Source organism: Amycolatopsis sp. NPDC051106, from assembly GCF_040682775.1.
Classification (GTDB): domain Bacteria; phylum Actinomycetota; class Actinomycetes; order Mycobacteriales; family Pseudonocardiaceae; genus Amycolatopsis.
This window is the reverse complement of sequence record NZ_JBFBBQ010000033.1, coordinates 61182-81709: the sequence shown is the minus strand read 5'-3', so window position 1 is coordinate 81709 and position 20528 is coordinate 61182. Positions and strand designations below refer to the sequence as shown.

The window sequence follows — 20528 nt, the reverse complement described above, 5'->3', positions numbered from 1 at the left end:
GAAGTGGTGGACGTGCTCGCGGATGTGCTCGGGGCGTTGCGCGCCGGTACGCCTGTTGCTGCGCACACCGAGGCGCACGCGCCGTGGGGCCTGCGCTTCGACCACATCACCGGTGCCGCCTTCCACGTCGTGCTGGCGGGTACGTCGTGGCTCACCCCGCTGCCCGGGGGCCCGGAGTTCGAGCCGGTCGAGCTTGGTGCGGGTGACGTCGTCCTGCTCGGCCGCGGTGTTCCGCACGCCATGACCTCCGCGCCCGGTGCGGCCCTCGTCGACTTCCGGCCCACCCGGCCTTCGCCGGTCACGCCCTTCGGCCGCGTTTCGCTTCCAGGGCCCGGTGCCCGCGCGACGATCCTCTGCGGCGCGTACCGGTTGCGGCGGCACCGGCCGCACCCGCTGCTGCGGGACCTGCCCGAGGTCATGCACCTGCCCGCCGAACCCGGACACCACCCGGGGCTGCGCACGCTGGTCCGGCTCCTCGGCGACGAACTCGCCGCGCACCCGCCCGGGGCCGCCGTGGTGGCGCCCTCGCTGGTCGACGCCCTGCTCGTCTACATGCTCCGTGCGTGGCTGAGCGAGACGGCCGGGGCACCGGGGTGGTCGGGCGCCCTCGCGGACCCCGTGACGGCCCGGGCGCTGGACGCGATCCACGGCGATCCGGCCCGGGCGTGGACCGTCGCGCAGCTCGGCGCCGCGGCGGGACTGTCGCGGGCCGCGTTCGCCCGGCGGTTCACCACCCTGGTCGGCGAGCCGCCGCTGACCTACCTCACCCGCTGGCGGATGACGACGGCCGCGCGGCTCCTCCGCGACACCGACAAACCGCTGGCGCAGGTGGCCACGGCGGTCGGGTACGGGTCGGCGTTCGCCTTCGCCAAAGCCTTTCGGCGCGAGTACGCGACGACCCCTGGCGGCTACCGCGGCGGCGCGCTCAGCTGAGTTCGACCGAGAGGTGCGGCGCCAGCGCGCGCAGGAAGTCCGGCGCGTCGAAGATCTCCCCCGCCGACGCGGCACCCTTCGCCTTCGTCCGTCCACTCAGGATCCGGTCCACCGCTTCGACGGCGAGCGGCGCGCTGACCGCGTAGATGTCCTCGCCGCGGGCGACGGCCCGGCGCTCCTCGCCGCCGGAGCGGACGACGACGTCGACCACGAAACTCTCGGCCGAATCACGCTCCCCGGCCGCAGCCAGGCCCTTCGCCGCGTCGACCGTCATGTACGACGTCACGGACGGAACCGCCAGGTGGCGCGGGATCGTCACGATGTCGGCCATCGAGAACTCGCCGAGCACCGGCCGGGTGCCGAGCGGCTCGGGGAACGTCCACTCCAGCGTCGGCAGCGCGTCGTCGCGGTGCTCCAGCCGGCCGTCCGCGAACCGGATGCGCTTGCCGCCCCGGCGTTCCCGGGACACCCGGCCGGCCGCGAGGGTGCCGGGCGTGGGGTGCCACCCGCTCAGCCCGTACGCGACGTGGACCTCCTCGGCCGCCGTCCAGTCGCCCATCGCCGCAGTGGCCAGCAGGTCGCCCAGCCCGCCGAAGAACGCCATCGCGGGCACCACCACCGTGTCCACGTCCAGCGCGAAGGTGTCGAGGTTGGCCTCGATCTCGGCCGCGACGTCCACGTACGGGACGCCGGCGCGCGCCGCCGCCTCGATGACCGGGATGGCCGTCTCCGCGAACGGGCCCGCGCAGTTGATCACGGCCGCGACACCGTCGATCGCGCGATCGAGCGACGCCGGGTCGTCGACCGAAGCCGGCCGTCCGCCCGGCAACCGGGCCGCGTCACGGCCGGAGAGGACGGGCTCGAAGCCGCGTCTGCGCAGCTCGGCCACGACGAAACGCCCTGTGTGCCCGTAGGCGCCGTACACCAGTACCGAAGTCATGACGCCATCCTCGCGACGGTTCCGCGCCGGCGACAGTGTCCGGAACGACTTGATGCGTACACTTTCGGACATGCACTCAGTCGCGCTGGCCGCCACCGACGGGATGCTGTCGTTCGAGCTGACGATCGCGTCCGAGGTGTTCGGCGAGGACCCGCGGTACGACTTCGCCGTCTGTGGCTCGAGTCCGGTGCGGGTCGGCCGCTTCATCCTGGAACCCGACGACGGGCTCGACCGGCTGGCGCGGGCCGGCACGGTGATCGTGCCCGGCTGGGCCGACGTCGACGCGGACCCGCCGGCCGGCCTGGTCGAGGCGGTGCGGGCGGCGCACGCGGCCGGCGCGCGGGTGGCGTCCCTCTGCACGGGCGCGTTCGTGCTGGCCGCGGCGGGCCTGCTGGACGGTCTCCGCGCGACGACGCACTGGGCGCACACCGACGTCCTCGCCGCCCGGTTCCCGCGGGTGACGGTGGACCCGGACGTGCTGTACGTGGACAACGGCAGCGTGCTGACGTCGGCGGGCAAGGCCGCGGCGATGGACCTGTGCCTGCACCTGGTCCGCGCCGATCACGGCCCGGCGGCGGCCAACGCGGTCGCCCGCCGGCTGGTGGTGCCGCCGCACCGGGCGGGCGGCCAGGCCCAGTACGTGTCGGCCGCGGTCCCCGCCCGCGACGACCACCCCCTCGCGGCGCTGCTCCCGTGGATCACGGCCCGCCTCGACCAGCCGCTGACGGTGGCGGACCTGGCCCGCCAGGCCAAGGTCAGCACCCGCCACCTGACCCGCCACTTCCACGCGGCGACGGGCACGACACCGTTGCAGTGGCTGCTGGTCCAGCGCATCCGCCGCGCGCAGGAACTGCTGGAGAAGACGGACGCGGCAGTGGACACGATCGCGTCGGCGGTCGGCATGGGCACGGCGACGACGTTGCGCAGGCACTTCAACCGGACGGTCGGCGTGCCCCCGGACACCTATCGGCGCACGTTCCGCGGTTAGGGTCCGGCAACCGTTCGGCTGTGCACAAAGGTCAGTAGCGCGCGTCGCTCTGCAGCAGCGGTGGGTACACAGTGGACGGTTCGCCGTCGACCGTCGCACCCGCGAACTGCAGCATCGCGCGCTGGACGCCGTGCATCGGGGCCGGGTAGTCCAGCGTCGGCGCCGAAACCTCGTCCAGGCGCGCCAGGTCCGAGGCCGAGAGCGTCACGTCCAGTCCCGCGAGGTTGCCGGTCAGGTGCTCCAGCCGCCGGGCGCCGACGATCGGGACCACCGTCCCGGGCCGCGCCCGCAGCCACGCCAGGGAAACAGCCGCCGAAGTCGTCTCCAAAGCCGAAGCGATCGAAGCGACGACGTCGATCACGGCGTACTCCTCTTCGGACGGACCGCCCACGAACGCCGCGCGCGCGGAGTCCGGCGTGGCGGTGCCACGCCGGTACTTGCCCGACAGGAAGCCGTTCTTCAGCGGGCTCCACGGCGTCAGCGCGATGCCCTGGTCGAGCGCGAACGGCGCCAGCTCCCCCTCCACCGTCCGCGCCAGCAGCGAGTACTCGACCTGCAGCGCGACCAGCGGCGTCCAGCCCCGCAGCAGCGCCGTCGTCTGGGCCTGCGCGGTGACCCACGCCGGGGTGTTCGAGAAACCGACGTACCGGATCTTGCCCGCGCGCACGAGGTCGTCGAGGGTGCGGAGGGTCTCTTCGATCGGCGTGTGGCGGTCCCAGTTGTGCAGCCAGTACAGGTCGAGGTGGTCGGTCCGCAGCCGCCGCAGGGACTCGTCGAGCTGGGCGATGATCGACGCGCGGCCCGCGCCGCCGCCGTTGGGATCGCCCGGGTGCATGTTGCCGAAGAACTTCGACGCGAGCACCACGTGCGAGCGCAGGCCCGGCCGCGCCGCGAAGAAGTCGCCGAGGATCTTCTCCGAGTGGCCGTTCGTGTAGAAGTTGGCCGTGTCGACGAAGTTCCCGCCGGCGTCGAGATAGGTCTGCAGGATCTTCTCGGACTCGTCGACGCTGCACCCCGCGCCGCCGGGGTCGTCGCCGAACGTCATCGCGCCGAGGGCGAACGGGCTGACGCGCAGCCCGGAGCGGCCGAGGGTGACGTAGTGATCGAGTGGCATGGAACTCTCCTCAGGTGTCGGATTGACCACCACCAGGAAACCGTGAAGCACCAGGTCAACGGTAGATCGATCGAAGCGACCTCTTGCACGATCCTCTCGACTTCGATTGTTTCCGGCAAACCGGTGTGCTTTCCTGGAGGAGTGCTGACCGAGCTCCGCGACCTCGTCGCCACCCACGCGCGCGCCGACCTGCGCACACCGATCCCGGGCCTGCTGCTGTCCGAAGTGGACACCAGCGAGCCGCACCACTCGCTGGCCGAGCCGCTCCTGGTCGTCATGGCCCAGGGCGGCAAGCGCCTGCTGCTCGGCGAGCAGGTGCACGAGTACCGCGCCGGGCAGTACCTGCTGGTCAGCACCGATCTGCCGGTGACCGGCCACTTCGTCGGCGCGACGCCGGAGACGCCGGCCCTGGGGCTGGGTCTCGCGCTGCGGCCCGCGGCCATCGCCCCGCTGCTGCTCGAAGCCCCGCCCGGCCGGTTCTCGCGCACCCCGCCGACGTCGCCGATCGCGACCGGTGACGCGAGTCCCGAACTGCTCGACGCCGTCGTCCGGCTGGTGCGGCTGCTCGACCACCCCGCCGACGCGCGCGTGCTCGCGCCGCTGATCGAGCGGGAGATCCTCTGGCGGCTGCTCACCGGCCCGCACGGCGGCCTGGTCCGGCAGATCGGCCTGGCCGACAGCGGATCCCACTCGATCAACGGTGCGATCCGGTGGATCCGCGAGAACTTCGCCGAACCGATGCGGGTCGACGAGCTCGCGAAGCTGAGCGGGCTGAGCCCGTCGGCGTTCCACCGGCACTTCCGCGCGGTCACGGCGATGAGCCCGCTGCAGTTCCAGAAGCGCATCCGCCTGCAGGAAGCCCGCTCGCTGCTGCTGGCCGACGCGGGCGACATCGCGGGCGTCGGGCACCTCGTCGGCTACGACAGCCCGTCGCAGTTCAACCGCGAGTACCGCCGCCTGTTCGGCGCCCCGCCCGGCCAGGACGCGGCGCGGCTGCGCGCGGCCGCCGCCCCGGCCGCGCGGCTTCCGTAAGGTCCGATCCGTTCAAGACCCGCGGCCGGCCCGGTGCGACGCTGACCGCATGGCTGTGAACCTTTCCGCGGCGGCGTCGTTCATGGCGACGCACGCCCGGCTCCTCGACCGACGCCGCTTCGAGCTGCTCAGCGGCGAAACGAACGCCGACGCCGTGCTGGCGGCCGTCGACGGCTACCGCAACCCCGACGGGGGCTACGGCTGGGGCCTCGAGCCCGACCTGCGGGCGCCGGAGAGCCAGCCCGGCGGCGCCCTCCACGCCTTCGAGGTCTTCGAAGAGGCCGGACCCACTCCGCACGCGGCCCTCCTCTGCGACTGGCTGGCTTCGGTGTCCACACCGGACGGCGGCCTGCCCTTCGCCCTGCCCGTGGCGGATCCGGCGGGCTGCGCACCGTTCTGGGTCCAGGCCGACCCGGCGGTGGCCACGCTGCAGAGCACGGCGTTCGCCGCCGGTGTCGCCCTGCGCGTCGCCCGCCGCGACCGGGCCGTGCGCGAACACCCGTGGCTCGCCGCGGCGACGGAGTACTGCTTCCGCGAGATCCGCGCCCTGACCGAGACGCCGCACGCGATCGTGCTGTCGTTCGCGGTGGGCTTCGTGGACGCGGCCCACGACTTCCACGCCGAGGCGGCGACGCTGCTGGAGCGGCTGGCACCGTTCGTCCCACCCGACGGCCTGGCCCCGGTGGCGGGCGGTTCGGAAGGGGAAACCCTGCGCGCACTGGACTTCGCGCCGCTGCCGGACCGCCCGGCCCGCGCGTTGTTCAAGGACGCCGTGATCGACGCGGAGCTGCAGCGGCTCGCCGGCGAGCAGCACGACGACGGCGGCTGGCGGGTCGACTTCGCGAGCTATTCGCCCGCGGCGGAGCTCGAGTGGAGCGGCTACGCGACCGTTCGCGCGGTCTCGATTCTGCAGCGCAACGGAGTCCTCTGAAGATCTACACGAGTGACGTCGGCGCTCACCCGCCCGTGGCACGTCAGGTCACGGGCGGTGAGCGGTCACGCGCCTTCCGGTAGCCGCGGCCATACCCGTACTGTGACGGGGAAGCCGGTGCCCGGAGGTGAAGCATGTCGTCGCGCAACCCGTTGAGCTGGTTCACCCGCTGGGCCGACTGGTTCGAGGAGCGCGGCGTCTACGTGCCCGGCGAGGAGAGCCGCGCGGTCGACCCCGTCCGCGATTTCGGCTGGCTGATGGCGTCGTGGGTGGCCGGCGTGGCGATCTTCATCCTGCTGTTCGCCCTCGCGGTTTAAGTGGCATATCGCCGATGATTGTCACGACCCGTGCCTTTCCGGTCACGGATTGGCCACGGCGCGGCACCAGGTGCGCGACAACCCCCCGTGTCCGCTCGTAACCACGCGCGATCACGGCCAGAGTGGAGCGGGTTCGCCCGGCACGCCCCGTTGCCGAACGGCATCCCCGACCCGCCGACTGGAGTACCCGCGATGGCGCTCGCGCGCACGTGCAAGATCATGTTCACCACAGGACTGCTTTCCCTGGCGGTGGCGTGCGGGGTCCCTTCGGCGCAGGAGGGCACCGCGGCGCTCGGGGCAGGCGGCGGGCAGGCGGGCGCCAGCGCGGCGCAGGCGGGCAACGACCTCAAGTTCGGCGCCGACCACCGGTTCCCCAGCGGCGTCACCATCTCGGTCGGCTCGCCGGAGTCGTTCAAGCCCAGCGCTTCGGCGTACCCGCGCAGCCCGCGCGGCGCGGCCTTCGACGTGCAGCTGACGAACGACGGCGACACGACGTACAAGCTCTCGGGCCTCACCGTCACCGCCACCTCGGCGGGCACCCCGGTCAAGCAGGTCGTGGACACGACCCAGGGGTTCACCGGCATCGCCGACGCGGGCAAGGACGTCGCACCCGGCCGCTCGGTGCACGTCACCCTGGCTTTCGCGGTACCGCAGGAAGCGACGCAGCTGCGGCTGCAGATCCGGCCGAGCGCGACGGAAGCCGCCGCGGTCACCTACTGCGGTCCTGCCTGACCTTGCCAATCCGGCTGAAAGCAGGCGGATACGTTTCGCGGCCGGCGAGCGCAAGGCGCCGGTCTCCGCCGTGACTGCTGTCGGATTGGCAACAAACAGCACAGTAGGCTCGGGTCCATGACCGAGCGACTTTCCCCCGGCGACGAAGCCCCGGACTTCACCCTGCCCGACAGCGAGGGCAAGGACGTCTCGCTGCGCGACTTCCGCGGCAAGTCCGTCGTCGTGTACTTCTACCCGGCGGCGAGCACCCCGGGCTGCACCAAGCAGGCGTGCGACTTCCGCGACAACCTCGCCGAGCTGAACGACGCCGGCTACCAGGTGATCGGCATTTCGCCGGACAAGCAGGCGAAGCTCGCGAAGTTCGTCGAGAACGAGAAGCTGACGTTCCCGATGCTGGGCGACCCGGAGAAGACGGTCATCGAGGCGTGGGCCGCGTACGGCGAGAAGAAGAACTACGGCAAGACGTACCAGGGCGTGATCCGCTCGACGTTCGTCGTCGACCCCGACGGCAAGATCGCCCACGCCTTCTACAACGTCCGCGCGGCCGGGCACGTGGCGAAGCTGATCCGCGATCTGGGCCTGGCTTCCTGATCACCCGCCCGGCACCACCGGCCGGCAGCTCGAGGCCGCTGCCGCCGGTGCCCGGCTAGCCCTCGGCCAGCTCCCGCAACGCCGGCAGCAGCGCCCGCAAAGCCCGCCCCCGGTGGGAAACCGCGTCCTTCTCCGCCGGCTCCATCTCCGCCGACGTCCGAGTCTCCCCGTCCGGCCGGAAGATCGGGTCGTACCCGAAGCCGTTCGTCCCGCGCCGCTCGCGGACCATCGTGCCGCGCCACTCGCCGCGGACCACCGTCTCCTCGCCGGACACCAGCACCAACGCCGCCGCGCAGACGAACTGCGCGCCGCGGCGCTCGTCCGGGACGTCGCCGAGCTGGCCCAGCACCAGGTTCAGGTTCGCCTCGTCGTCGCCGTGCTTGCCCGACCAGCGCGCCGACAGCACGCCCGGCATGCCGTTCAACGCGTCGATCGCGATGCCCGAGTCGTCGGCGATGGCCGGCAGCCCGCACGCCGCCACGGCGTCACGGGCCTTCGCCACCGCGTTGCCCTCGAAATCGGGCGCGGTCTCCGGGGCCTCCGGGAACGCGGGGACGTCCGCGAGCCCGAGCACCTCGATACCGGAAATCCCTTCGGCGGCAAGGATTCGCCGCAGCTCCCCGAGCTTCTTGGCGTTGCGCGTGGCCAGAAGCAGCTTCGTCACTTCGAGCCCTTCTTCTTGTCCGGACGCGGTTCCGGCAGCTCGCCCGGGTACGGCAGCGCGAGCGCCTCGTTCTGCAGCCGGGTCAGCTCTTCGCAGCCGGCCTGGGCCAGGTCCAGCATCTTGTCCAATGTGGACCGGGCGAAGGTCGCGCCCTCGCCGGTGCCCTGGACCTCGATCAGCGTGCCCGCGTCCGTCGCCACCACGTTCATGTCGACCTCGGCGCGCGAGTCCTCCTCGTACGGCAGGTCGAGCCGCACGCGGCCGTCGACCACGCCGACGCTCACCGCGGCCACCGACGACGAGAGCGGCTGCGGGTCGTTGAGCCGGTTCGCCGCGCCCAGCCACGTGATCGCGTCGGCCAGGGCCACGTAACCACCGGTCACCGCGGCCGTGCGGGTGCCGCCGTCGGCCTGGATGACGTCGCAGTCGATGACGATCGTGTTCTCGCCCAGCGCCGCCAGGTCGATGCAGGCGCGCAGCGAACGGCCGATCAGCCGCGAGATCTCGTGCGTGCGCCCGCCGATCCGGCCCTTCACCGACTCGCGGTCACCGCGGGTGTTGGTCGCGGACGGCAGCATCGCGTACTCGGCGGTGACCCACCCGAGCCCGGACCCGGCCCGCCAGCGCGGCACTCCCTCGGTGACGCTCGCGGCGCACAACACCCGGGTGTCGCCGAATTCGATCAGCACCGACCCCGCCGGCCACCGCTGGAACCCCCGGGTGATCTTGATGTCACGGAGCTGGTCGTCGTTCCTGCCATCTTTTCGAGCCACGGGAGCACTCTAGGACCGGCCGCTCAGACGTCGTAGACGGCACCCTGCTTGACGACCTCGGCCCCCGGGAACTCCGCCGACGCCTCGGCCAGGACCGCGCCCGCGTCCGTCCACGGCGCGATGTGCGTCAGCAGCAGCCGCCCGACGCCGGCCTCGCGCGCCAGCTCGCCGGCCTGCTTCCCCGACAGGTGCACGCCGGCCGGCCGCTCGGCCGAATCCGTCCACGAGGCCTCGGCCAGCAGCAGGTCGACGCCGTCGGCGAGCTCGTTCAGCGCCGTGCACGGTCCGGTGTCGCCGGTGAACGCGAGGATCCGGCCGCCGTAGGAGATGCGCACGCCGTACGCCGGAGTCGGGTGGTCGACCTCGACCGCGACGACCTCGAACGGCCCGATCCGGAACGGCTCCGGCCGCAGCGGGTGGAAGGCGTAGACGTCGGTGAGGTCCGTGATGGTCCGTTCGGCTTCGTTGGGCGCGTACGCGTTCGCGAGCCGCAGAGGCGCGTCGTGCGGCGCGTACAGCGGCAGCAGGCGCGGGCGCGCCGGGTACGGCGGCGCCGGGTGGTAGCGCCGCAGGACGGTGAGCGCGCTGACGTCGGCGCAGTGGTCGGGGTGCAGGTGCGTGAGCACCAGGGCGTCCAGGTCGAACGGGTCCGCCACGGCCTGCAGCTGCGCCAGCGTTCCGTTGCCGAGTTCGAGGCCGAGCAGGAAGCCTTCCGCCTCGACCAGGTAGCCGGACGCGGCGGTGTTGGGCCCGGGGATGCTGCCGGAGCACCCGAGGATGGTCAGTCGCACTTCGCCACCCTAAGCGCCGGGAAGCCTGATCACGCGGTGGTGGGAGCGAGGACACCCGGGGCGAACCCCATGAACCGCTGGGCGAGCCGGGTGAACGGCTCGGCCGAACCGGTGGCGAGGAACTCGTGCCGCGGCGGCGTCTCCCGGGTCGTCAGCAGGTCCCGCTCGGTGAGCACCCGGACGACGTCCTTGGCAGTCTCGTCCGCGCTCGACACCAGGGTGACCTCCTGGCCCATCACGATCTGCAGCACGCCCTGCAGGAGCGGGTAGTGCGTGCAGCCGAGCACGAGCGTGTCGACCTCGGCGTCGAGCAGCGGCTGGAGGTAGCCCTGCGCGAGCCCGAGGACCTGGCGGCCGGAGGTGATGCCGCGCTCGACGAAGTCGACGAACCGCGGGCAGGCGACGCTGGTGAGCGTGATGCCCGGCGCGGCGGCGAACGCGTCCTCGTAGGCGCGCGACCGCACGGTGCCCTCGGTGCCGATCACGCCGACGCGGCCGGTGTGCGTGGCCACGACGGCGCGGCGCGCGGCGGGCAGGACGACCTCGATGACCGGGACGTCGTAGCGCTCGCGGGCGTCGCGCAGACAGGCCGCGGACGCCGTGTTGCAGGCGATGACCAGGGCCTTCACGCCGCTTTCGACGATCTCGTCGAGGGCCGCGAGCGCGTAGCTGCGGGCGGTGGCGATCGGGAGCGGGCCGTACGGGTTGTGCGCCGTGTCGCCGACGTAGCGGAGCTGCTCGGCGGGCAGCTGCTCGAGGAGCGCCCTCGCGACCGTCAGCCCGCCGACACCGGAATCGAACACGCCGATCGGGGCATCAGCGGGCGAAGAGGTCACCCTTCGAGGTTACCCGGCACCGCCGGCTCGGTTTTGCGCGACTTGCCCGTGCGGCCGGTCAGCCACGCCGCGAGGACGCCGGCCAGCGCGCCGAAGACGTGTCCCTGCCACGAAACACCGGTGTTGCCCGGCAGCAGCCCGAGCAGCATCCCGCTCCAGACGCCGAGCAGGACGACGGCGACCAGGATCTGCCCGGCCGCGCGGTTGAAGATGCCGCGCACCAGCAGGTAGGCGAGCCAGCCGAAGGCCAGCCCGGACGCGCCGACGGTGACCGCGTTCGCCGGCCCGATCAGCCACACCCCGAGCCCGGACACCACCCAGATGATGGCCGTGACCAGGGCGAACCGGCCGATCCCGGCGGCCATGGCGAGGAAGGAGAACACGAGCACCGGCACGGTGTTCGCGAACAGGTGCGACCAGCCGGCGTGCAGCAGCGGCGCGAACAGCACGCCGTCGAGACCGGACAGCACCCGCGAATGGATGCCGCCCTGGTCCAGGTCGCCGGGCAGGATCACGTCCGCCAGCTCGACCAGGTAGAGCAGCAGGGTGAACGAGAGCGCGACGAGCGCGGCCGCCTTCGGTCGCGGCGGCAGCACGCGCTTGGCGGCGTCGGTTTCCGGGGCGGGGTTCAAGGTGCTCACGTGATCGACGCTACGTCGGTCCGGGCTGGGGCACCTCGGGTGAAATCCCTGATCCCGGCAGTGAGGCTTGTTCAGCCGTCGCCCGGCGCAAGGGTCACCACTGGTCGGCGGCCTGCGGTCCGTCGCGCCGGTCTGACCAGAACAAGCCTCATTTTGTCGGTGCCTACCGATAGCGTCTGCGGCATGGGGAACTTCGACGTCGACGGATACCTGGAGCGGCTCGGCCTGGAGGCGGAGCCGCCGAGCGTGGCCGCGCTGTGGCGGCTGCACGCGGCGCACGTCGAGCGCGTGCCGTACGAGGCGCTGGAGGTCCAGCTCGGGCGGCCCACATCGCTGGAGCCGTCGGCGTCGCTGGCGCGGATCCTGCGTGGTCGCGGCGGGTACTGCTACCACCTGAACGGCGCCTTCTCGGCCCTGCTGCGCGAGCTCGGTTACCAGGTCACGCGCCACCTCGGCGGGGTGCAGGGCAGCGCGGGCGACGCACCGAACGTCGACCGCAACCACCTGGCGCTGACCGTCACCGGCGTGCCGGACGAGCCGGAGACGACGTGGCTGGTGGACGCCGGGCTCGGCGACGGCATCCACGAGCCGCTACCCCTACGGGAAGGGTCGTACACCCAGGGCCCGCACACCTACCGGCTGCGGCCGTCGGAGGTGGCGCCGGGCGGCTGGCGGTTCGACCACGACCCGTCGGGCAGCTTCACCGGCTTCGACTTCGCGCCGGGCGCGGCGGAGATGACCGGCTTCGCGGAGAAGCACGCGTGGCTGTCGACGGCGCCGGAGTCGGGGTTCGTCCGGGTCTGCGTGCTGCAACGACGGGACGCGGTGGGCGTCGACACCCTGCGGGCGCTGACCCTGAACCGGCACGGCGTGAAGGAGCTCGTCGACTCCCCGGCGGACTGGTGGACGGCCGCGTCGGACGTCTTCGGCATCACGCCGGACCTGTTCACGGCCGGGGAGCGCGAGCGGCTGTGGCGGCAGGTCGTGACCCAGCACGAGGCGCACGTGAGCGGCGGGCCGGTGGTCGCCGTGTGACTCAGGCGGGCGGCGCGGGCAGCGGGATCTTGCCCAGCGCGAAGTCGACAGCCGCGTCGGCGTGCAGGCGGGTCGTGGGGAACGTCGGCACCGGCGAGTCCTCCGGGCCGACGAGCAGCTCGATTTCGGTGCACCCGTAGATCACGCCCTCGGCGCCCGCCTCGACCAGCCGATTGATCACGCCGCGGTAGGCCTCGCGGGACTCGGGCTTCACGACGCCGAGCACCAGCTCGTCGTAGATGACGCGGTGGACGAGGTCGCGGTCTTCGGCGCTCGGCACGAGCACGTCCAGCCCGTGCGCGGCCAGCCGGTCGCGGTAGAACGGCTGCCCCATGGTGAACCCGGTCCCGAGCAGGCCGGCCCGGCGGATCCCGGCGGCCTTGATGGCCGCGGCGGTGGCGTCGCCGAGGTGCAGCAGCGGGATGCCGAGGCCGTCCGACAGCCGGTCGGCGACCTTGTGCATGGTGTTGGTGCAGAGCACGACGAAGCCGGCGCCCGCCGCTTCGAGCGCGCGAGCGGCCCGGTTCAGCTCGGCACCGGCGTCGTCCCAGCGGTCTTCGGCCTGCATGCGCTCGATGGCGGCGAAGTCGACGGAGTAGAGCACGGTGTGCGCGGAGTGGAACCCCCCACGCACGGTCCTCACCCGTTCGTTGACGAGCCGGTAGTACTCGATCGACGATTCCCAGCTCATCCCACCCAGCAGCCCGATGACCTTCATGATGTCAGCATGCCCGAATTGCGCACGGCTTTCGCCGGGGTTTCGAACGTCCTGGTCACCGACGGCACCTCGAGCGTGCTGGTCGACGGTTTCTTCTCACGGCCGTCGCTGCTGAAGGTGGCGACGCGCGTGGCGCCGGACCGCGGCCGGATCGGCGAGGCCCTGCGCCGCCTCGGCGTCACGAAGCTCGACGCCGTCCTGGTGGCGCACTCCCACGTCGACCACGCCCTCGACGCGCCGGTCGTCGCCCAGCTGACCGGCGCCACGCTGGCCGGCTCGCCGTCGACCCGGAAGGTCCAGGAGGGCTACGGCCTGGCCGCCGAGCCGTTCGAGGAGCTCATCCCGGGCAAATCCGTGGAGTTCGGCGCCTTCACGGTGACGCCGGTCGATACCGAGCACAGTGCCGGCGACCGGGTGCCGGGCGAGATCACCGAGCCCGTCCGGCTGCCGGCCAAGGCGAAGGCCTTCAAGACCGGGCGCTGCTACTCGTTCCACATCGCGCACGCGGCGCGCAACGTCCTGGTCCACGCGTCGGCGAACTTCGTGCCCGGAGCCCTCGAGGGCTACTCGGCGGACGTCGTCTACCTGGGCGTCGGCGCGGCGGGAAAGCAGACCGAGGAGTGGCGGGAGCAGTACTGGCGGGAGACGGTCGGCGCGCTCGGGCCGCGGGTCGTACGGCCGATCCACTGGGACGCCTTCTGGCGCCCGCTCTCGAAGCCGCTCAAGCTGCTGCCGAAGGTGTTCGACGATCTGGGCACGACCATGGCCACCTTCGAGCGGCTCGCCGAGGCAGACGGGATCGACCTCGCCCTCCCCAAGCTGTGGAAGGCCGAGTGACTCAGGCCCAGAGCTGCCCGTCGAGCCGTGCCGCGGCCTCGTCGAGCGATCCCGCGTAGGCGCCGGTCGAGAGGTACTTCCAGCCGGCGTCCGCGACGACGAAAGCGACGTCCGCGGTCTCGCCGCGAGCAGCGGCCTTTTCCGCGACGGCCAGCGCCGCGTGCAGCACCGCGCCCGTCGAGATGCCCGCGAAGATGCCTTCGTTCTCCAGCAGCTCACGCGTGCGGCGCAGCGCGTCGTACGCGCCGACGGAATAGCGGCCATTGAGGACACTCGGGTCGTACAGCTCCGGGACGAACCCCTCGTCGAGGTTGCGCAGGCCGTACACCAGCTCGCCGTAGCGGGGCTCGGCCGCGATGACCTGGACGTCCGGCTTCGCCTCGTGCAGGTACCGGCCGACGCCCACCAGCGTCCCGGTCGTGCCGAGGCCGCCGACGAAGTGCGTCAGCGTCGGCAGGTCCTTGAGCAGCTCCGGTCCGGTGCCGCGGTAGTGCGCTTCGGCGTTGGCCGGGTTGCCGTACTGGTAGAGCATCACCCAGTCCGGGTTCGCCTCGGCCAGCTCCTTCGCCCGCCGGACGGCCTCGTTCGAGCCGCCCGCGGCCGGCGAGAACACGATCCGCGCGCCGTAGGCCTGCAGCAGCTGCTTGCGCTCGGTCGAGGTGTTCTCCGGCATCACGCAGACCAGCCCGTAGCCCTTGAGCTTGGCGGCCATGGCCAGCGAGATGCCGGTGTTGCCGGACGTCGGCTCCAGGATCGTGGAACCGCGCCGCAGCTTGCCCTCGCGCTCGGCGGCTTCGATCATGGCCAGCGCGGGGCGGTCCTTGATCGAGCCGGTCGGGTTGCGGTCCTCCAGCTTCGCCCACAGGCGCACGTCGTGCGTGGGCGAAAGCCGGGGCAGCCCGACCAGGGGGGTGCCGCCGAGCGCGTCGAGCAGGGACTCGAAGCGAGCCATCGATCAGCCACCGGCCACGGCGGGGAGGATGGTCAGAGTGTCGCCGTCCTTGACCTCGGCCTCGAGCCCGCCGGCGAAGCGCACGTCCTCGTCGTTGACGTAGACGTTGATGAAGCGGTGCAGTTTCTCCTCCTTCACCAGGCGGCCCTTGATGCCGGCGTGGCGGGACTCGACGTCGTCGATGACCTCGAGGACGGTCGCGCCCTTCGCCTCGACGGACTTCTCGCCGCCGGTGTGGGTGCGCAGGATCGTCGGGATGGAGACGGTCACGGCCATGGTTCTTACCTCCGGTGGGTTCTTACACGCAGACGCCGGTGGCGCGGCGGTTTATTCCGAGGGGACTCAGCCGACGATCTCGACCGGCTCCTCGGTGATCTCGGCGTCCACGATCCGGTACGACCGGAACTCGTGCACTTCGGGGTCGCGGGTGGAGACGAGCACGTAGTGCGCGTCCGGCTCGGCCGCGATGTTCGCGTCGGTCCGCGACGGGTAGGCCTCGGTCGCGGTGTGCGAGTGGTAGATCACCACGGGCACCTCGTCGTTGGCGGCCATCTCGCGGTAGAGCTTCAGCAGGTCACCGGAGTCGAACTCGTAGAACGTCGGCGAGCGCGCGGCGTTGAGCATGGGGATGAACCGCTCGGGCGAGTCCGACCCTTCGGGCCCGGCGATCACCCCACAGGCCTCGTCGGGATGGTCACGGCGGGCATGGGCGACGATCTCGTCGACGAGTTCACGGCGGATCCGGAGCACACCCACATCTTAGGTGGTGGACACAAGCTGTCCAGATCGTGAGACATACCGCTCACCAGGCAATCCTGGGACACTGAGGCCCATGCCGCTGTCGTCGAGAGTGCGCGATCGGTGCCGGAGGTACCTCGGCACGGACGAGCGGATCCAGTACGTCATCCCGGGCATGTCGCTCTACGTCAACCGCTCCCGCATGCGCGTCGGGTTCCTGGTCATGGTGACCGACCGGCACGTGACGCTGCTGGCCTGCAGCCGCTGGACCTTGCACCGCCCCAAGCAGATCTGGGAGCGCCTGCCGCGCACCACCGAACTGGGACCGCTGGAGATCCACCCGTCGCTGGGCCCGATCCTCTCCATCGCCGGGATCGACCTGGAGATCGACGAGGAGTACGTGAGCGCGGTGCGCGCCGCCAACCTGGAGATCAAGGACGACGCCCTGCCCGAGGACCCCTACCCGGGTGGCTGACCGAACGCTTCCGGCCACACGTCCCGGTAAGCCGGCACTCCGCCCGCGGTCGTCGCCGCCAGCAGGCCGTGGACCATCGCCCGCGCGAACACCCTCGCCGCCGCCGAGCACAGCGCGTCCAGCGCTGCCGGGCGCGCTGCCGCGCCGAACGGGCCGCTCGCGTCCGGCAGCTCACGCGCGCCCGTGGCCAGCGCGAACACCGTGTCGCCGTCGAACATCGTGTGGGCCGGGCGCACCGCGCGGGCCAGCCCGTCCTGGGCCGCGACCGCGATCCGCCGGGTCTCGGCCTTCGACAGCGCCGCGTCCACCGCGACCACGCCGATCGTCGTGTTCAGGTCGGTCGAACGAGAGGGCAGTGAAGCAGGCCGCGAAGGCCAGGTCACGCCGAAGTCGCCGTGGTCGGCCGCGTACGCGCGTCCGGTCGAGAGGTCCACCGCTTCGCCCGCGGCGTTGACTGCCGCCAGTGCCCCGACGGTGAACTCGCCGACGACCTCGCTGGCCGAGCCGATGCCGCCCTTGAGCGACCCGACGGCCGCCCCCGCGCCCGCGCCGACCGTCCCCTGCGCGAACGAGTCCGAAGCCGCTTCGCACGCCGCGTAGCCGAAGGACGCGTCGGGCCGGTTGCCCCACTCGCTGCGCGGCAGGTCGAACAGCACCGCCGCGGGCACGATCGGCACGACCTCGTGGGGCCGCGTGCCGACCGGGAAACCCAGGTTCCGCTCGGCGAGCCACCGCATGACGCCGTCGGCCGCGGCCAGCCCGTACGCGCTCCCGCCGGAGAGGCAGATCGCGTTGACCCGCTGCACCAGGTTCTCCGGCTCCAGCAGGTTCGTCTCCCGCGTGCCGGGCGCGCCGCCGCGCTGGTCGACCGCGCCGACCGCGCCCTCGGGCACCAGGACCACCGTCGTCCCGGTCGCCCAGCCGTCGCCGACCCGCTCGTGGTGCCCGACCAGGACCCCCGGCACGTCGGTGATCATCCGGTCAGCGCCTGGATCAGCGTCTCCTGCACCCAGGTCAGCCAGTGGTAGACGCCGAGGTGCGGCGCCCTCGGGTCGTCTTCGGGCAGCTCGTCGGGCATGTCGTCGGTGACGTCGAGCGCGGTGCCGAGCGCCAGCCGGACGTCGTTGAGCGCGCCCAGCCAGGCGTCGGCCTGCTCCTCGGTCAGCCGGACGTGGCCGCCGTCGCGGGGCAGCGTGTCGAGGACGATCTTGGCCACGCCGACCTTGAGGTCGAGCAGCTCCGGCTCGTGCAGCGAACGCATCGCCGACGCGGAGTCGAGGTCCTCGCGGGTCGGGTTGTCCGGGTCGAGCTTGTGGAAGTCCGGCAGCAGCCGCGACAGCACCGGGTCGTCCGGCGACTCGGTCGGCCCGGTCCGGATGCCGGTCAGCTCGGCGAGCTCGTCCTGCGGCGCCTCCTCGGCGCGCGCGGTGAGCATGTCTTCGAGCTGGCTGACGAGCCCGCGCAGCACCGCGGCTTCCTGCTGTTCGAACCCGGCGTGGATCACCGCGCCCTTGCGCCGCCAGCCGTTCACGAGGTCTGCTCCATCGTGGCCCAGAGGCCCGCCGCGTGGAGTTTCGCCACGTCGGTCTCGACCTTCTCCTTGGTGCCGGACGAGACGATCGCCTTACCCTTGTGGTGCACGTCGAGCATCAGCTTGGTGGCGTGGTCGCGCCCGTACCCGAACAGCTTCTGGAAGACGTACGTCACGTACGACATCAGGTTGACCGGGTCGTTCCACACCACGGTCCGCCAGGGTGTGTCCGACTCGGCGACCTCGGCACCGGCCGGCTCGACCTGCGTCTGCTCGGCTGCGACAGGCATGGACATGCACCCCATGGTGTCACGGGGGCGACAGGGTACGCCGCGCCAGGTCCGGCCATGTGGGTGAATAGGCTGACCCCATGGGTTCACCGGAGCCGGCCACGACCAGCACTGCGCTGCTCACCGACCACTACGAGCTGACCATGCTGGGCAGCGCGCTCGCCGACGGGACGCATGCGCGGCCCTGCGTGTTCGAGGTGTTCGCCCGGCGCCTGCCGGACGGACGCCGCTACGGCGTCGTCGCGGGTACCGCCCGCGTCCTCGACGCGATCGCGGACTTCCGCTTCACCGACGCCGAACTGGCGCAGCTGGAAGCCACCGCGGTCGTCGACGACGCGACGCTGTCCTGGCTCGCGGACTACGAGTTCTCGGGGGACATCGACGGCTACCCCGAGGGCGAGCTGTACTTCCCGGGCTCGCCGTTGCTCACCGTCACCGGCTCGTTCGCCGAGTGCGTGCTGCTCGAGACGCTGGTGCTGTCGATCCTCAACCACGACAGCGCGATCGCGTCGGCGGCGGCCCGGATGTCCGGGGCCGCGCACGGCCGCCCGATCATCGAGATGGGCGGGCGCCGCACGCACGAGTACGCCGCGGTCGCGGCGGCGCGGGCCGCCTACCTGGCCGGGTTCGCGACGACGTCCAACCTCGAGGCCGGCCGCCGCTACGGGATCCCGACGCGCGGCACCGTCGCGCACGCCTTCATGCTGCTGCACGACAGCGAAGAGGCGGCGTTCCGCGCGCAGGTCGAGAAGATGGGCGCGGACACGACGCTGCTCGTCGACACCTACGACATCACCGCCGGCATCGAGACCGCCGTCCGCGTCGCCGGGCCGGAGCTCGGCGCGATCCGGATCGACTCGGGCGACGTCGGCCCGCTCGCCCGCCGCGCCCGCGAGCAACTCGACTCCCTCGGCGCGAAGGACACCCGGATCGTCGTCTCCGGCGACCTCGACGAGCACGCCATCGCGGCGCTGCGCGCGGAGCCCGTGGACGCGTACGGCGTCGGGACGTCGGTGGTCACCGGGTCCGGCGCGCCGACCGCCGGGATGGTCTACAAGCTGGTCGAGGTGGACGGCAGGCCGGTCGCCAAGCGCAGCGCCCACAAGGAGTCCCGCGGCGGGCGCAAGTCCGCGCTGCGGCGCCACCGCGGCACCGGCACGGCGGTCGAAGAGGTCGTCTGGACGACGGCGGGCGACGCACCCGAGCCGGACGCGAACGACCGGCTCCTGCAGATCCCGTTGATCCGCGCTGGCCGCCCGGTGGCGGACCTGCCTACGCTCGACGACGCGAGGCAGCGGCTGCGCCGCGGCCTGGTCAGCCTGCCGTGGGAGGGCCTCAAGCTCTCGCACGGCGAGCCCGCTATCCCGACGCTCTTCCTCTGATCCTCTGAAACGGAGACCGGCCATGGGGACCGCGCTGATCGTGGTGGACGTGCAGAACGACTTCTGCGAAGGGGGTTCGCTGGCCGTCGCGGGCGGCGCGGCGGCCGCGGAGACGATCTCCGCGCTGAGCAACGGCGGCGGCTACTCGCACGTGGTGGCCACCCGTGACCACCACATCGACCCGGGCGCCCACTTCAGCGACACCCCGGACTTCAAGGAGAGCTGGCCGCCACACTGCGTGGCCGGCACGCCGGGCGCGTCGTTCCACCCCGCGCTCGACGTCGTCCCGATCGGCGAGGTCTTCTCCAAGGGCGAGTACAGCGCGGCCTACTCCGGCTTCGAGGGCGCGTCCCGGGACGGCAAGTCCCTGGAGACGTGGCTGCGCGAACACGACGTGACCGACGTCGACGTCGTCGGCATCGCCACCGACTACTGCGTGCGGGCGACGGCGCTCGACGCGGCCCGGGCCGGGTTCGGCGTGCGGGTCCTGCTCGACCACACGGCCGGGATCGCGCGTGCTTCGGTCGACAGCACGTTGCGGGACTTCGACGAGGCCGGCGTCGCGTACACCGGAACGGCGCACGTCGCGTGAAGGACCTGCAGGCCGCGCTGGCGGAACACCGGCTCGTCGCGATCCTGCGGGCGGCCGACGCGTCGCGCTTCGCCGACGCGGCGATGGTGCTGCACGCGGCGGGCATCCGCCTGCTCGAGGCGACGCTGACGACACCGGGCGCGCCCGCCGCCATCACCTCGCTGCGCCTGGCGCTCGGCGACGACGCGCTGATCGGCGCGGGCAGCGTCCGCGAACCGTCCGATGTGGACATCGCGGTCGACGCGGGTGCGGCGTACCTGGTCACGCCGACGGTGAACCCGGCGGTCCTGGAACGCGCCGCCGAACTGGATACGCCGGTGATCTGCGGCGCGCTGACGCCCACGGAGATCGACCAGGCCTGGCGCCTCGGCGCGGCCGCGGTCAAGGTGTTCCCGATCGCGGCGGTGGGCGGGGTCGCCTACCTGCGGGCGATCCGGGCCCCGCTGCCGGACGTCCCGCTGGTCCCGACGGGCGGCGTCCACCTGGCCGACGTCGAGGGTTACCTGCGCGCGGGCGCGATCGCGGTGGCCGCGGCGACGCCGTTGCTGGGCGACGCGCTCTCGCCCAGCGGAAGCCTGCCGGACCTGGCGGCGCGAGCCGGCGAGTTCGTCGCAGCAACCTCCCGCTTCACCACCGCCTGACCCGGGTCCACAAGCGCCCCAATGTGGCCTTGGTTGCGTCAGACGCACCCAAGG

Annotated in this window: 27 protein-coding genes; 13 read left to right on the top strand and 14 right to left on the bottom strand. The window is 72.3% G+C overall.

The genetic code is table 11. The features are described 5' to 3' along the window. Positions 1 to 6 precede the first annotated feature (6 nt). Positions 7 to 933 (top strand): AraC family transcriptional regulator, encoded by a 927-nt coding sequence (locus tag AB0M83_RS24385; RefSeq protein ID WP_364520636.1) that lies wholly within the window; start codon positions 7 to 9, stop codon positions 931 to 933. Here AB0M83_RS24385 and AB0M83_RS24380 read toward each other — a convergent pair. Beyond that, a complete protein-coding gene (locus AB0M83_RS24380) occupies positions 926 to 1873 on the bottom strand; it encodes a saccharopine dehydrogenase NADP-binding domain-containing protein (protein ID WP_364520635.1) in 948 nt (315 codons plus the stop codon). The two genes, AB0M83_RS24385 and AB0M83_RS24380, sit on opposite strands and share 8 nt — an antisense overlap. 70 nt (positions 1874 to 1943) lie before the next feature. Between AB0M83_RS24380 and AB0M83_RS24375 the strand changes: the two genes are divergently transcribed. Continuing rightward, entirely contained in the window at positions 1944 to 2861 is a 918-nt protein-coding gene (locus tag AB0M83_RS24375; RefSeq protein WP_364520634.1) for a helix-turn-helix domain-containing protein, read from the top strand. A 31-nt stretch (positions 2862 to 2892) separates the two neighbouring features. Here AB0M83_RS24375 and AB0M83_RS24370 read toward each other — a convergent pair whose 3' ends face one another. Further along, positions 2893 to 3975, bottom strand: coding sequence for an aldo/keto reductase (locus tag AB0M83_RS24370; protein WP_364520633.1), 1083 nt, complete (start codon positions 3973 to 3975; stop codon positions 2893 to 2895). Positions 3976 to 4116: 141 nt separating this feature from the next. Here AB0M83_RS24370 and AB0M83_RS24365 point away from each other — a divergent pair, with 141 nt between their 5' ends. The 5 genes from AB0M83_RS24365 (at position 4117) to bcp (ending at position 7578) form a co-directional block, all read left to right on the top strand. Beyond that, on the top strand, positions 4117 to 5007 hold the full coding sequence (locus tag AB0M83_RS24365; protein WP_364520632.1) for an AraC family transcriptional regulator: 891 nt from the start codon (positions 4117 to 4119) through the stop codon (positions 5005 to 5007). Positions 5008 to 5056: 49 nt separating this feature from the next. Then, positions 5057 to 5938, top strand: a complete 882-nt coding sequence (locus AB0M83_RS24360; RefSeq protein WP_364520631.1) for a hypothetical protein — start codon at positions 5057 to 5059, stop codon at positions 5936 to 5938. Between the two features lie 134 nt (positions 5939 to 6072). Continuing rightward, positions 6073 to 6255: a hypothetical protein gene (locus AB0M83_RS24355; protein ID WP_329055806.1), complete on the top strand. Its 183-nt coding sequence runs from the start codon at positions 6073 to 6075 to the stop codon at positions 6253 to 6255. A gap of 192 nt (positions 6256 to 6447) precedes the next feature. Continuing rightward, entirely contained in the window at positions 6448 to 6987 is a 540-nt protein-coding gene (locus AB0M83_RS24350) for a hypothetical protein (protein ID WP_364520630.1), read from the top strand. 117 nt (positions 6988 to 7104) lie between these two features. Beyond that, positions 7105 to 7578 (top strand): thioredoxin-dependent thiol peroxidase, encoded by a 474-nt coding sequence (gene bcp / locus AB0M83_RS24345; protein ID WP_364520629.1) that lies wholly within the window; start codon positions 7105 to 7107, stop codon positions 7576 to 7578. Positions 7579 to 7633: 55 nt separating this feature from the next. On the opposite strand, the gene rdgB is transcribed toward bcp, so the two are convergent. The 5 genes from rdgB to AB0M83_RS24320 are packed head-to-tail and all read right to left on the bottom strand — an operon-like array spanning position 7634 to position 11283. Next, positions 7634 to 8242: an RdgB/HAM1 family non-canonical purine NTP pyrophosphatase gene (gene rdgB / locus AB0M83_RS24340; protein WP_364520628.1), complete on the bottom strand. Its 609-nt coding sequence runs from the start codon at positions 8240 to 8242 to the stop codon at positions 7634 to 7636. Next, positions 8239 to 9015, bottom strand: coding sequence for a ribonuclease PH (rph, locus tag AB0M83_RS24335; protein ID WP_364520627.1), 777 nt, complete (start codon positions 9013 to 9015; stop codon positions 8239 to 8241). The genes rdgB and rph overlap by 4 nt, the downstream gene beginning before the upstream one ends. A gap of 23 nt (positions 9016 to 9038) precedes the next feature. Further along, positions 9039 to 9806 carry an MBL fold metallo-hydrolase gene (locus AB0M83_RS24330; protein ID WP_364520626.1) on the bottom strand — a complete coding sequence of 256 codons (768 nt, stop codon included), beginning with the start codon at positions 9804 to 9806 and terminating at the stop codon, positions 9039 to 9041. Between the two features lie 29 nt (positions 9807 to 9835). Further along, positions 9836 to 10642: a glutamate racemase gene (murI, locus tag AB0M83_RS24325; RefSeq protein WP_360675249.1), complete on the bottom strand. Its 807-nt coding sequence runs from the start codon at positions 10640 to 10642 to the stop codon at positions 9836 to 9838. Further along, complete coding sequence (locus tag AB0M83_RS24320; protein WP_364520625.1) at positions 10639 to 11283, bottom strand: rhomboid family intramembrane serine protease; 645 nt, start codon at positions 11281 to 11283, stop codon at positions 10639 to 10641. The genes murI and AB0M83_RS24320 overlap by 4 nt, the downstream gene beginning before the upstream one ends. A 183-nt stretch (positions 11284 to 11466) precedes the next feature. On the opposite strand from AB0M83_RS24320, the gene AB0M83_RS24315 reads away from it, so the two are divergent. Next, positions 11467 to 12318, top strand: coding sequence for an arylamine N-acetyltransferase (locus tag AB0M83_RS24315; protein ID WP_364520623.1), 852 nt, complete (start codon positions 11467 to 11469; stop codon positions 12316 to 12318). 1 nt (position 12319) lies between these two features. Here AB0M83_RS24315 and AB0M83_RS24310 read toward each other — a convergent pair whose 3' ends face one another. Further along, on the bottom strand, positions 12320 to 13036 hold the full coding sequence (locus tag AB0M83_RS24310) for an aspartate/glutamate racemase family protein (RefSeq protein ID WP_364520621.1): 717 nt from the start codon (positions 13034 to 13036) through the stop codon (positions 12320 to 12322). Positions 13037 to 13045: 9 nt separating this feature from the next. Here AB0M83_RS24310 and AB0M83_RS24305 point away from each other — a divergent pair, with 9 nt between their 5' ends. Then, positions 13046 to 13873 carry an MBL fold metallo-hydrolase gene (locus tag AB0M83_RS24305; protein WP_364520619.1) on the top strand — a complete coding sequence of 276 codons (828 nt, stop codon included), beginning with the start codon at positions 13046 to 13048 and terminating at the stop codon, positions 13871 to 13873. 1 nt (position 13874) lies between these two features. On the opposite strand, the gene AB0M83_RS24300 is transcribed toward AB0M83_RS24305, so the two are convergent. The 3 genes from AB0M83_RS24300 to AB0M83_RS24290 form a co-directional block, all read right to left on the bottom strand. Continuing rightward, complete coding sequence (locus tag AB0M83_RS24300; protein ID WP_364520617.1) at positions 13875 to 14825, bottom strand: cysteine synthase; 951 nt, start codon at positions 14823 to 14825, stop codon at positions 13875 to 13877. Between the two features lie 3 nt (positions 14826 to 14828). Further along, positions 14829 to 15101 carry a MoaD/ThiS family protein gene (locus AB0M83_RS24295; RefSeq protein WP_086679767.1) on the bottom strand — a complete coding sequence of 91 codons (273 nt, stop codon included), beginning with the start codon at positions 15099 to 15101 and terminating at the stop codon, positions 14829 to 14831. A gap of 66 nt (positions 15102 to 15167) precedes the next feature. After that, entirely contained in the window at positions 15168 to 15575 is a 408-nt protein-coding gene (locus AB0M83_RS24290; protein ID WP_093948156.1) for a M67 family metallopeptidase, read from the bottom strand. Between the two features lie 82 nt (positions 15576 to 15657). Between AB0M83_RS24290 and AB0M83_RS24285 the strand changes: the two genes are divergently transcribed. Continuing rightward, on the top strand, positions 15658 to 16038 hold the full coding sequence (locus AB0M83_RS24285; RefSeq protein ID WP_364520615.1) for a hypothetical protein: 381 nt from the start codon (positions 15658 to 15660) through the stop codon (positions 16036 to 16038). Here the strand turns inward: AB0M83_RS24285 and AB0M83_RS24280 are convergent. From AB0M83_RS24280 to clpS, 3 genes are read right to left on the bottom strand one after another with little or no spacing between them, the layout of a single operon-like run. Then, entirely contained in the window at positions 16023 to 17015 is a 993-nt protein-coding gene (locus AB0M83_RS24280; RefSeq protein WP_364520613.1) for a P1 family peptidase, read from the bottom strand. The genes AB0M83_RS24285 and AB0M83_RS24280 overlap by 16 nt on opposite strands. Further along, the gene (locus AB0M83_RS24275; protein ID WP_364520611.1) at positions 17012 to 17569 is read right to left on the bottom strand and encodes a DUF2017 domain-containing protein; all 558 of its coding nucleotides are present in this window, start codon (positions 17567 to 17569) and stop codon (positions 17012 to 17014) included. The genes AB0M83_RS24280 and AB0M83_RS24275 overlap by 4 nt, the downstream gene beginning before the upstream one ends. Next, the gene (gene clpS, locus AB0M83_RS24270; RefSeq protein WP_285476174.1) at positions 17566 to 17865 is read right to left on the bottom strand and encodes an ATP-dependent Clp protease adapter ClpS; all 300 of its coding nucleotides are present in this window, start codon (positions 17863 to 17865) and stop codon (positions 17566 to 17568) included. The genes AB0M83_RS24275 and clpS overlap by 4 nt, the downstream gene beginning before the upstream one ends. A gap of 74 nt (positions 17866 to 17939) precedes the next feature. On the opposite strand from clpS, the gene AB0M83_RS24265 reads away from it, so the two are divergent. From AB0M83_RS24265 to AB0M83_RS24255, 3 genes are read left to right on the top strand one after another with little or no spacing between them, the layout of a single operon-like run. Beyond that, the gene (locus AB0M83_RS24265; protein ID WP_364520609.1) at positions 17940 to 19241 is read left to right on the top strand and encodes a nicotinate phosphoribosyltransferase; all 1302 of its coding nucleotides are present in this window, start codon (positions 17940 to 17942) and stop codon (positions 19239 to 19241) included. Positions 19242 to 19263: 22 nt separating this feature from the next. Continuing rightward, positions 19264 to 19833: an isochorismatase family protein gene (locus AB0M83_RS24260; protein WP_364520607.1), complete on the top strand. Its 570-nt coding sequence runs from the start codon at positions 19264 to 19266 to the stop codon at positions 19831 to 19833. Continuing rightward, positions 19830 to 20474, top strand: a complete 645-nt coding sequence (locus AB0M83_RS24255) for a bifunctional 4-hydroxy-2-oxoglutarate aldolase/2-dehydro-3-deoxy-phosphogluconate aldolase (RefSeq protein WP_364520605.1) — start codon at positions 19830 to 19832, stop codon at positions 20472 to 20474. Before AB0M83_RS24260 ends, AB0M83_RS24255 begins: the two co-directional genes overlap by 4 nt. The last annotated feature ends 54 nt before the right edge of the window (positions 20475 to 20528 follow it).